The organism is Psychrobacter immobilis (assembly GCF_003148585.1).
Lineage (GTDB): Bacteria > Pseudomonadota > Gammaproteobacteria > Pseudomonadales > Moraxellaceae > Psychrobacter > Psychrobacter immobilis.
In genome coordinates, this window is record NZ_QGGM01000004.1 from 72,948 (window position 1) to 84,784 (window position 11,837).

Here is an 11,837-nt window from a genome sequence, read left to right on the forward strand (position 1 = left end):
TTTCCTAGTCGCTTTAACAAACTTTATAGATATAATGTGGTAGCATAATCTCACATAATGATAAACTCTTCTGATTAGATTAGTACGGTGTAATACACGATAACGAGTCATAATTTTGTAAAATGATAGGCGTATAGTTGGAAGAGTATGCCACTCGGTCATTATTCTAAAGTATTTTCATAGAACCTGTGGCTAGCTTTAGCGCACAGATATCTAGTATAGAAGGATACAGTACGTAGTACAGAGGTGTCGGTTAACGACGCAACTCTGGCGGTACTCTAACCAATTACTTATTTTTTAGTTTCGTAATGATTATTTGATAAGGAAGCCACTATGACAGCGGCGCAATTTACTAATGTAACAGTCAATGCTCAAGCGACGGTATCTTATGATGGTCGTTGTTCAAGCCACACTATTATGTTCGAAGATGGTCGACATAAAACATTGGGCGTTATCTTGCCTTGTGATAATTTGGTTGAGCATTACCATTTTAGCACCAATACCTCCGAGCGTATCGAAATCACGGGCGGTGAGTGTGAGGTCAAAATTAATGGTGATGAAGAATTCAGCTATTACCGCGCTGGTCAATCATTCGTGGTTGAAGGCAATAGTGGTTTTAATCTGCGGACAGAAGAAATTGTTCAATATATCTGCCACTTAGAAGGGTAAGTTTGCTAAAGCTGTTATTAAGTGATTGATGACAGCAAAAAGCCTTTTACTCAAAAAAAGAAAAACCTTATCGGATTGGTAAGGTTTTTCTTTTTCTGCTGATATTATTTATATGCAGATATCCATTTATTGATACAATTACTGTCATCTCTTTTTATCGCCTAGTTTTTATCATATAGCGCGATACCCACTTTATAATCAATAGGCCTATTATGGCAAAACCTACCTATTTTTATGGCATTCATGCGATTGATGCCTTACTCGAATATCGTCCTTTAGATGGGCTAAGCTTGTTTGTGCAGCAAGGTCGTGAGACTGATAGCCATGTACAAGCGATTATGGCGCAAGCACGTGACAATGGTATCAGTATCCAACCCACGCAAAAAGACAAACTCGCGCAATTGTGTGGCAGCCCGCAGCACCAAGGTGTGGTGCTGAATGCGCGTCCTTTAGGATTTGCTGATGAAGGCTTGCTTGCTACCCTTGCTGGGCGTGACCAATGCTTATTATTGGTCTTAGATCAAATTACGGATGCACATAACTTTGGTGCTTGCTTGCGTACCGCAGTGGCGATGGGTGTGGATGCCGTGGTTTGTCCGAAACATCATGCGGCAAGTCTGACACCAACAGTGGCTAAAGTATCAGTCGGTGCAGCAGAGATGATGCCGATTATTAGTGTTACCAATCTGGCACGTACGCTCACGCAAATCAAAAATGCTGGGGTATTTGTGTTTGGTACAGCGCTTAATGCGGATGCCAAACCCATTCATGCTGCTGATCTGACTGGCAAAACAGCCATTATCATGGGTTCAGAAGGTGAGGGGATGCGTCGCCTGACTATGGAGAGCTGTGATGAGCTGGTGTATATTCCGATGTCAGGAAATGAGCATGGCAACCTTCAAAGTCTAAATGTGAGTGTTGCCACTGGTATGGCGCTATATGAAGTCAATCGACAGCGTACTTTAGCTGCTGGGCAAGCTTAAGATATTCTTGGTGTAATGGCGCTAATTGCACATACAGAGCCGCAAGATCACTTTCGTTGAGCACCACATCATCTGCATGACGATTACGCTCTTCGCGGCTCAGCTGATTCACCATGATGGCTTTGATTTTTTGTATGCTTTGTTCGTCGCGCTGACTGGCACGCGCAATCTGCGTATCTTCGGTGGCATCCATTACTAAGATACGTTGGCATAAATTGGCAAGCCCTGCTTCTGCTGCTTCAATAAGTAAAGGCGCTGACAATATCACGTAAGGCGAAGTACTGGTTGCCAACTGTGCTTTTGCTGCTTCGCGTATCGCTGGGTGAGTGATTGCTTCTAACTCAATCAATGCCTCAGGATGTGAAAAGACGTGCGTTCTTACTGCCACTCGATCCATTGATCCATCACTATTCAACACCCAATCACCAAATTTTTTCTGGATTTTGTGCAGAGTGTTGCTACCTTTAGCGACGACTTCATGGGCAATCACATCCGCATCGATAATATCAATGCCTTGCTCAGCGAACCAAGCACTCGCAGCGGACTTACCACTACCGATACCACCCGTTAAGCCAACTACTAAAGTTTTGCTTTTCTTTTGCGGGGTCTGGGGCTTATGAGAATAAGGTGAAAATGATTGTTTTGACATAATAATGACTTATCTGCTCGATATAATGACAGTGATGGTTATAAGCTAAGAAAGTATTTTGGTGCCTATTTTAAGATTTGGTGTCTGTTTAAAAAGGAGTGACCGAAATACTTTCTAGGACAATTTAGTAAGTATACATGCCGAGATACCAGTTGACGATATCTGAGCCATATAATAAAGCAACAATACCAGCGATAGCGATATAAGGACCAAAGGCAAACGGCTTGCTTTCACCCTGCTTCTTCATCAAAATAATCCCAACAATTGAGCCTAATAGAGAAGACAATAAAATAATCAATGGCAACATCATGGGCCCAAGCCAAGCACCTAATACTGCCAATAATTTGAAATCTCCCTGCCCCATACCATGCTTTTTAGTGATTAGATAAAATATCTTAACCACTATCCACAATGACAAAAACCCTAGCAATAAGCCCCAAATTGACTGGGTAGGTGAGACAAACCAGCCTTGTGAATTCACTGCTAATCCTAAACCCGCTAATGGAAAGGTCAAGCGATCAGGCAGTAATTGGGTATCAAAATCAATACCGGTTAATGCAACCAGCGTCCATACCAAAATCAGGGCTGACAAGCCAGCTGCAGTTACGTCAAACTGATAAATCACTAACATTGATAGTAGGGCTGTTGCTAGCTCAACCAGTGGATAACGCAGTCCAATCGCTGCTTTACATTCTGAGCAACGGCCACGTAGTATTAACCAGCTAATTAACGGTATGTTTTCGTACCACTTTATTTTGTGGGCGCAATGAGGGCAGCGTGAGGCTGGTCGACTCAAAGTAATCGGCTGGTCAGCCGCTACGATATTTGTTAGGGGCAGAGTGTGTCCGCGAGGCATATCTGCTTGTTCTGACATAAACTGGCTGCACTCTTGTCGCCAGCTATAAACCATCATCAGCGGAATACGGTGAATCACCACATTTAAAAAACTGCCAACGCAAAGACCTAGTAGGCCGAATATGCCTAAAGCGATAGGCATATTGTCTTGTAATAACTCTATAAATTGCATGAACAAGCTGTCCTTTAAATAGCTTTTAGCCTACTACTGAGCCCATTTGGAATATTGGTAAATACATGGCAATCACCAAGCCGCCAACTAATACACCGAGCACCGCCATGATTAAAGGTTCCATTAAGCTGGTCAATCCATCAACGGCGTTGTCTACTTCATTTTCATAATAGACAGCAACTTTATCTAACATCTCTTCCAAACTACCGGATTCTTCACCGATACCGACCATTTGAATGGCTAAACTTGGGAAAAGGTTGGTTGAGCGTATCGAAAACTGTAGCTGTTGACCAGTAGAAACATCATTTTTGATTTGCTGAATAGCGTTATAAAATACGACATTATTTGCCGCACCAGCAGTAGATTCAAGAGCGTCAATAAGCGGCACGCCCGCAGCAAAGGTAGTCGATAGTGTGCGGGAAAAACGGGCAATAACCGCTTGATAAGCGATATTTCCAAATATTGGTGCTTTTAATACTGCACGGTCTAAAAAATCACGGAATTTTTTAGACCGTTTTTTGGCCTCCGAAAAACCAATAATGGCACCACCAATAATAACAACTAGAATGAACCACCATACCTGCATCCACTCAGACATATTAACAACCATTTGGGTAAATGCAGGTAAATCTGCACCAAATGAGCCAAATAATTCTGAAAATACCGGCACGACCTTTATTAGCAAAATCATAGTCACAATAATAGCGACAACGACAACCGCGATAGGGTACTTCATTGCTTTTTTAATTTTGGCTTTAAGTAATTCACTTTTTTCTTTATAGGTAGCAACACGTTCAAGCATGGTTTCCAGTGCACCAGACTGCTCACCAGAATCGACAAGTGAACAAAACAGGTCGTCAAAATAACGGGGATGCTTACGCAATGCTGAAGCAAAAGTCCCACCCGCTTCAATGTCATATTTTATTTGTAATACCAAGTCTTTCATACTTGGATTGTCAAGTGAGTCAGCAACAATCTCAAAGGATTGAGTCAATGGCACACCCGCTTTCATCATAGTCGCTAATTGACGGGCAAAAATGGCAATATCGATAGGTTTGATGGATTTTTTGAAAGTGTAAAGTGGCTTTGGTTTTTTCTTGATACCTTTAACGCTGATACCTTGTTTGCGTAAAGTTGCTTTTGCTAACTCTAAACTACGGCTGGTGGTCTCTCCCTTCACTTTTTGTCCGCGTCGATTCACCCCATCATAGACAAAGTCTAACAGCACGTCGGTCTTCGCTTTTGCCATGTTACTACCCTCAAAATATTGTCTAATATAGATCTTGCAAAGATGTGCAACGATGCCTGACTCATTACATAAAAGAGGCATACTTTATTTTAACGTAAAAAACCAGTATAACTCTGTTTTATATTTAAGTATATCTGGTAGAGATTATTGCTGATTTATAAAAGTCCGTACGATTACCACCCATCATATAAGTCCTCATATAAATAATGGCATTACTCATATAAGGACAGTTTTGAATGTCCAAATACCCTTTTATCAGTGCATTACTAAAAGCTATTTTTTCGACAATTCAAGATTAAAAAGTAGTTGGTTTAGTCACTTCAAACGTTCCTCTTTAGTGATCAGCAGTGTCTGTATTTTTGTGCGTATGCAACATACGCATAGCCAGTATTCTTATTCAGAAGTGACGCGCATCATTTCTTGAATACTGGTTACGCCTTGTAAGACTTTTAAAATCCCAGAGCGACGCAGGTCTCGGAAGCCATTTTTAAGTGCAGCGTCTTTTATATCTATCGCGTTACCGTCTTCCATAATGATGCGTGAGATATCAGGGCTGACTTTCATAACTTCGTAGATACCGACTCGTCCTTTATAACCTTCACGGCATTCATTACAACCTACTGGCTCGTGAATGATATTGTCTGGATTGTCCAAATCAGCGTCTGTAAAGCCGAGCTCAAGCAGACTTTGCTTAGGGATGTTAATAGGTTTTTTGCAGTTTTTACACAAACGTCGTGCTAAGCGCTGGGCGATAACCAAGTTTACTGAAGTCGCGATATTAAAGGAGGCCACACCCATGTTCCGCAGCCGCGTCAGTGTTTCAGGTGCTGAGTTGGTATGTAGGGTTGAGAGCACCATGTGCCCTGTTTGCGCTGCTTTAATTGCAATTTCAGCAGTCTCAAGGTCACGAATCTCACCGACCATGACAATATCAGGATCTTGTCGTAAAAAAGATTTGAGGGCATTTGCGAAAGTTAGACCCACTTTTGGATTGACGTTGACTTGATTGATCCCCTCCAAGTTAATCTCCACTGGATCTTCAGCAGTGGATATGTTGGTCGCGCCAGTATTTAAAATATTAATACCAGTATAAAGCGACACGGTCTTACCAGAACCAGTTGGTCCCGTGATAAGCAACATACCTTGTGGTTTATGCAGTGCCTCTAAAAACATATCTTTCTGATCAGGTTCATAGCCGAGCGCTTCAATACCCAACATCGCTGAAGAAGGATCCAAAATACGAAGTACAAGTTTTTCGCCAAATAGGGTAGGCAGACAGCTTACTCGAAAGTCGATGGCTTTATCTTTAGATATCTTGAGCTTGATACGTCCATCTTGTGGCACACGGCGCTCTGAAATATCCATCTGCGACATGACTTTTAAACGGGCTGCAATTTTCCCAGCCAGTTGTACGGGTGGATTGGCCATTTTTTGCATCACACCATCGACACGAAAGCGAACGCGATAGGTTTTTTCATAGGGTTCAAAGTGCAAGTCAGAGGCACCCATACGAATGGCATCAACCAGCATTTTATTAACAAATTTTACAACGGGTGCTTCCTCGACACCATCACTAAGCTTGGTCTCGCCTTCCTCTTCTTCACCTTCATCAAAGCCAACATTTAAATCGCTATCAGAGAAGCTATCAAAATTTTGCATGGCATCAGCGTAAAGACTCTCAATACGCTTTTTTAACTTGTCTTCTTCGACGACAATAGTTTCAATAGACAGCCGTGAATTAAAAGCAATAGCGTCAATTGCATCCACACGAGTTGGATCACTTAATGCGACGAATAAACGCTGTCCTCGTTTGAATAATGGCAACGCATTAAATTTACGAATGATTTTTTCATCTACTAAGTCTTTTGGAATGACATCAACATGTAAAGCATCAAGATCGAAAAGAGGATCGCCAAACGCTTGTGACAACATCTGCGCAAGATGATAAGCATCTGCTAATTTATTGTCGACTAGGTAGGGCACTAGTCCTACTTGTTGCTGTTGCGATTCGGTCTGCGCGATTTTCATATTCGCTTCGCTGACGATACCTTCGCTGATTAGCTGGTGCGCTAAACCACCATACTTGCTCGTGGTGATAGACATTACGACTTCTCCTTAATATCCAATATGCTATATATTTGTCTGAAATCCATATACTTCTGAGAGCCACTTACTATTATAATTTTTAACAAATACCTGCTATAAGTCATTGTTAGCCTTTAGGCCATCATGAATAACAGTCAATGCAGAGATGCTCTTATGAGATTTAGCAGAGAAACCGTTTTAATAGTGTAGTTCATCAGTAGCTTAGTTGTTAGATTCTTGATAATAGTCTGTTATATATAGACACAATACTATAAAACATTACTTTAGTTTAAAGATTTTATATGGACGATTGAGTGCTTGACCCAAAAAATCATAGCTTGAGACAATGTCTAGGGCGTGTCTTCAATTCAATAGACTATTTTCTAAATAAGCTAAATTTTGCCAAACATCGTCAAATAGCTTATCAATATCTCGATAATATTTGCGCTACTTTCCTTGTTTGACAGTAATTTATCTCATTTTTATCATTATTTTTTAGAGTGAGGACACGCCCTAGTAAATATTTGCATTGACTGTCTGTTTTTCTGCTGGCGGCAGCATACTATAGCACTTGGGAATTATTTGTTATACTGGCGCGCATATTAGCCAAATTGGCAAGAATAGATGAAACAAGGTAGATGAGTATGCAAGCTTGGGTAATTGGTAATTGGAAACAGAATCCAGCAACGAGTCACGACGTCGATTTATTGTTGAATAATTTGTTGACTACAATTGATGCTAAAGAGCAAGCCGCCATAGAACGGTCAAATAGTCGCTGTCAGTTGATGGTGGCACCAAGCTGTATTCATCTGGCAGCTGTCAGTGCGCGTTTAGCTGGTAGTTCGATATTGAGTGCAGCGCAAGACGTCAGTGCGCATAGTGCCAGTGTTGGCGCTTATACGGGTGAATGCTCAGCACAGCAAATAGCAGACGCTGGGGCAACTTGGACAATACTAGGTCATTCTGAGCGTCGCCAGTATCATAGCGAGTCTCACGATACGTTATTTCAGAAAGTGACTCACGCACTTACCCAAGGTTTGGGCGTGGTATTTTGTATTGGTGAAACTCAGGCTCAATATGATGATAAGCAAACCCTTGACGTAATTGACACTCAGTTATCAGTCATAAAAGAAGTGATTACTACCCAACCAGATATCATGTCATCACTATCTGATCGACTGATCATTGCTTATGAGCCAGTGTGGGCGATTGGTACTGGCAAAGTCCCAACCGTGAGCGAAGTCAGTCAAACGCATCAGCATATTAAGCAAACCATCACAGGCTTTGCAGAATCACTAAAGGTAATGAGTGTGCTATATGGTGGTAGTGTCAATGCGGATAATGCCGATAGCTTTGCCGCAGATCCTATGATTGATGGGGCATTGGTTGGCGGCGCATCATTAAAGGTAGAGAGTTTTTTGGCAATTGCCAATGCCTTTAGTCGAGCTAAAGACTAGTTAATAGAGATAAAACGTGCATTTCATGGCGGTCTCGATTATAAAATGTCTTTATCAGTTGGCAAAAGTAGGTTTAACAGTGCCCTTGCAATCGTGTACAATGCGCCTTATTTATATAATCGATTTGGCAGCATTACCCGTCAATTGCTATTCCTATTAACCGTAAGATTTATTTTCCGTTATCAGTCGTCATTACGCGGCAAAAGAGGCCACCATGTTTACGTTTATATTAGCCCTGCATATTATCGTGGCGATTGCCATGATCGGCTTGATTTTGATACAGCATGGTAAAGGGGCAGACGCTGGAGCTTCTTTTGGCGCTGGCTCGTCAGGTACGGTCTTTGGTGCGGCAGGAACAGCGAACTTTTTAACGCGTGCGACAGCAGTATTAACAGTGATATTTTTTATCACCAGTATGACGCTAGCCGTTCACGCGCGCAAACAGGCTGAAGATCAGTTCCGTTTAGATGCACCTGTGTCAGCACCACAAACGCCGCGTCCATTGACACAGAATCCTCAATAACTGTATTTTAAAGACATTTGCCTTTAATAGCTGTCTTTAGTCATTGCCTTTTAATTGAGGCAGCTCTTGCTATTTTGAGGCGTTAGATTTACAATACTTTTCTGTTTTAGCAGTCTGATTCTATCGATGCCTACCTTAAGCATCTATTATGATAGATTAGATAGTAATAGTAGAGCAGTGAAAAATGCGATTGTGGTGGAATGGTAGACACGCCATCTTGAGGGGGTGGTGGCGCAAGCTGTGGGGGTTCAAGTCCCCCCAATCGCACCAAGTTTTTAAAGTTGTAACGTATTAAGTACGGCGTTAGTAATATAGGTAAGAAATTTAGTTTAATTTATTTAAAATAAAGATTGACACTTATATAAACCCCCGCTATAATACGCACCATAGATTGATGCGGGGTGGAGCAGTCTGGTAGCTCGTCGGGCTCATAACCCGAAGGTCGTTGGTTCAAATCCAGCCCCCGCTACCACTTTTTATACTGATGTTTTGTACACTAAATTTGTCAGTAACGATTAGCCCACCATTATGTTTGTGGGTTTTTTTGTATCTGACGGTCAGTGGTATCGCGGTATCTATCCTACTTATGCTAAGCTCTAGTTCTATAGAGTGCGATATTATTCGTTATTCGTTATTGGTTGTCACCTGCCGCTATCGGCGCGCTGCTTCTTAAGCACACTATCCTTTATTCCTCACTCCTTTATCGGTAGTACTGCTTTGTGAATAATAAAAGCATTGTCTGGCTGAGCTTGATGTTTTTTGTGCTCATCCCTATATAAGCGCATATCATATAAAATAATATGTTTGTGATTTAAGATAATATAATGACTGTGTCTCTTACTAATAAATAAATTCCATGAGTGAGCGACAATTACGCAGTTTACTAAGTACGATAGATACGTGAATAGGAAAAGATAAATAGATTATGAAGCTTTCAACCAAAGTTACAGAACTGACCAATATTATTGCTCCTGCCGTCGCGGCTTGCGATGTGGCATTATGGGGTATCGAGTTTGCACCGCAAGGCAATCGCTCTTTATTACGCATCTATATTGAGGCATTGCCAGAAGAGCAGGCTCAAAATAAACAAGTAACCATTGAAAACTGTGCAGCAGTGAACCATCAAGTGAGCGGTATTCTTGAGGTTCATGATCCGATTGCTGGTGAGTTTATCTTAGAAGTCTCTTCACCAGGTTTCGACCGTGCATTCTTTTCCGATGAGCAGATGCATGCCTATGTTGGTCAAACCGTCAGCTTGCGTTTAATACAAGCGATTGGTGAAGGTGATCAAAAACGTCGCAAAGCGACAGGTACTTTAGATAGTATCGATGCAAATGTCTTAAATCTGACATCAAGCGATGGTCAGCAGTTTGAGATTGCGCTGAGTAATATTGATAAAGCCAATTTGATTTATGAAGATGCCTAAGCTTTTGTACAGCTTGGTTTGATTTGAAAACTTGAAGTAACAAATCATCCATCAGCATTTTAATATCCAAACAGCTTATATAGCTTACGGTGAAAATATAATAGCAATACATAAATTATAAAATTTAAGTCAATTAAAAATGATAGGACAGGTATAGCATGAGTCGTGAAATCTTAACGGTAGTAGAAACTGTCAGTAATGAAAAGGGCTTAAATCCTGAAGATATCTTTGAAGCGATAGAAGATGCTTTGGTGGTATCTACCAAGAAAAAAGTATACACCGAACAGCCAGAAGTGGCAGTACGGGTTGCTATCGACCGTACAACCGGCGATTATGATACTTATCGTTACTGGACAGTGGTTGCAGATGAAGACCATGAAATGCCGGCTTGTCAGCTAGCCATCAGCGATCTTGATCCAGAAGAATGGTCAATCGGTGATGTCAAAGAAGAACAGATTGAATCGATTGAGTTTGGTCGTATTGCTGCGACTCAAGCCAAACAAGTCATCATCCAAAAGATTCGTGAAGCTGAGCGTAATTTAGTAGCAGATGCTTTTGAGCCACGTGTTGGCGAGATGATGTATGGCGAAGTCAAGAAGCAGACTCGTGATGGCTATATCATTGATCTAGGTGACAATGCCGAAGGCTATTTGTCACGTGATCAGATGCTGCCGCGTGAGCAATTACGTGCAAAATCACGTATCAATGCCATTTTGTATCATGTAAACCGTGAAAACCGCGGCGCTCAGTTGCTACTGTCTCGTACTCATCCTGAAATGCTTTCAGCATTGATGCAAAAAGAAGTGCCTGAAATTGCCGAACAAATTATTGAAATCCGCAACGTCGCGCGCTTGCCGGGTACTCGTGCTAAAATAGCTGTGAAAACCAACGATCATCGTATCGATCCAGTTGGTGCTTGTATTGGTATGCGTGGTACACGTATCCAAGCCGTACAGCAGGAGCTTGATGGCGAACGCATTGATGTGGTGGTATGGTCAGATGATCCAGCACAGTTCATTATCAGTGCTTTAGAGCCAGCTGACGTCAGTAGCATCATCTTGGATGAAGATACGCAAACGGCTGATATTATCTTTAGCACCAATGATCAGTTGGCGCGTGCGATCGGTTCACAAGGTCAAAACGTACGTTTGGCGTCTGAGCTAACGGGCTATAAGCTTAATATGATGCTAGAAGAAGAATATCAGCAGCGTCAACAAAACGAATCGAAAGCCTTTATCGAATTATTCTATGAACGTTTAGAAGTAGATAAAGACTTAGCGCAAGCACTTGTCGATATTGGTTTTACCAGTATTGAAGAAGTGGCTTACGTACCAGTTGAAACCTTTTATGATATTGAAGGTCTAGACGATGAAGCAATTGAGATGATTCAAGAGCGTGCAAAAGAAGTCGTCATCGCTGATGAGCTGGTCAAACAACAGAACATGAAAGAGCCAAGTCAAGAGCTACAAGAGCTTGAAGGTATGACAGTCAATTGGGCTTATAAAATGGCACAAAAAGACATTATTACCGTTGATGATTTGGCAGAACAAGCAGTCTTCGATCTCGAAGATATCGAAGGTTTAGACTCTGAAACCGCAGGAAAACTCATCATGAAAGCTCGGGAATCTTGGTTCAATGAATAAGCGGTAACTGCATATCGCTGTCTTTTAGTGATATGCTATCGATAATAAAGTGCTGGTATGAACGCAGTACCAATACCAGCCTTACCCCAATCATTTGTAGCCAACAACTGAATTGAACATATAGCA

The 11,837-nt window shown here is 41.6% G+C and carries 10 protein-coding genes and 2 tRNA genes; 8 read left to right on the forward strand and 4 right to left on the reverse strand.

Annotated elements, in window-relative coordinates:
- The first annotated feature begins 333 nt into the window (after positions 1-333).
- Positions 334-669, forward strand: coding sequence for a pyrimidine/purine nucleoside phosphorylase (gene ppnP / locus C8D84_RS05125; protein WP_045443006.1), 336 nt, complete (start codon positions 334-336; stop codon positions 667-669).
- Between the two features lie 212 nt (positions 670-881).
- On the forward strand, positions 882-1,652 hold the full coding sequence (gene rlmB / locus C8D84_RS05130) for a 23S rRNA (guanosine(2251)-2'-O)-methyltransferase RlmB (RefSeq protein WP_109590564.1): 771 nt from the start codon (positions 882-884) through the stop codon (positions 1,650-1,652).
- Here the strand turns inward: rlmB and coaE are convergent.
- The 4 genes from coaE to pilB form a co-directional block, all read right to left on the reverse strand.
- Entirely contained in the window at positions 1,615-2,301 is a 687-nt protein-coding gene (gene coaE / locus C8D84_RS05135; RefSeq protein WP_109590566.1) for a dephospho-CoA kinase, read from the reverse strand. The genes rlmB and coaE overlap by 38 nt on opposite strands.
- A gap of 124 nt (positions 2,302-2,425) precedes the next feature.
- Positions 2,426-3,328 carry a prepilin peptidase gene (locus C8D84_RS05140; RefSeq protein ID WP_109590568.1) on the reverse strand — a complete coding sequence of 301 codons (903 nt, stop codon included), beginning with the start codon at positions 3,326-3,328 and terminating at the stop codon, positions 2,426-2,428.
- Between the two features lie 25 nt (positions 3,329-3,353).
- Entirely contained in the window at positions 3,354-4,577 is a 1,224-nt protein-coding gene (locus C8D84_RS05145) for a type II secretion system F family protein (protein ID WP_109590570.1), read from the reverse strand.
- 393 nt (positions 4,578-4,970) lie between these two features.
- The gene (gene pilB, locus C8D84_RS05150; protein ID WP_109590572.1) at positions 4,971-6,680 is read right to left on the reverse strand and encodes a type IV-A pilus assembly ATPase PilB; all 1,710 of its coding nucleotides are present in this window, start codon (positions 6,678-6,680) and stop codon (positions 4,971-4,973) included.
- A 626-nt stretch (positions 6,681-7,306) separates the two neighbouring features.
- On the opposite strand from pilB, the gene tpiA reads away from it, so the two are divergent.
- The 6 genes from tpiA to nusA all read left to right on the forward strand — a co-directional run bounded on the left by tpiA (position 7,307) and on the right by nusA (position 11,711).
- The gene (tpiA, locus tag C8D84_RS05155; protein ID WP_109590574.1) at positions 7,307-8,119 is read left to right on the forward strand and encodes a triose-phosphate isomerase; all 813 of its coding nucleotides are present in this window, start codon (positions 7,307-7,309) and stop codon (positions 8,117-8,119) included.
- Between the two features lie 214 nt (positions 8,120-8,333).
- Positions 8,334-8,642, forward strand: a complete 309-nt coding sequence (gene secG, locus C8D84_RS05160; RefSeq protein WP_025652589.1) for a preprotein translocase subunit SecG — start codon at positions 8,334-8,336, stop codon at positions 8,640-8,642.
- Between the two features lie 186 nt (positions 8,643-8,828).
- Positions 8,829-8,912, forward strand: a tRNA-Leu gene (locus tag C8D84_RS05165).
- A 125-nt stretch (positions 8,913-9,037) separates the two neighbouring features.
- Positions 9,038-9,114, forward strand: a tRNA-Met gene (locus tag C8D84_RS05170).
- 453 nt (positions 9,115-9,567) lie between these two features.
- Entirely contained in the window at positions 9,568-10,068 is a 501-nt protein-coding gene (gene rimP, locus C8D84_RS05175; protein WP_045454872.1) for a ribosome maturation factor RimP, read from the forward strand.
- A gap of 158 nt (positions 10,069-10,226) precedes the next feature.
- On the forward strand, positions 10,227-11,711 hold the full coding sequence (nusA, locus tag C8D84_RS05180) for a transcription termination factor NusA (protein ID WP_055123697.1): 1,485 nt from the start codon (positions 10,227-10,229) through the stop codon (positions 11,709-11,711).
- Positions 11,712-11,837 lie beyond the last annotated feature (126 nt).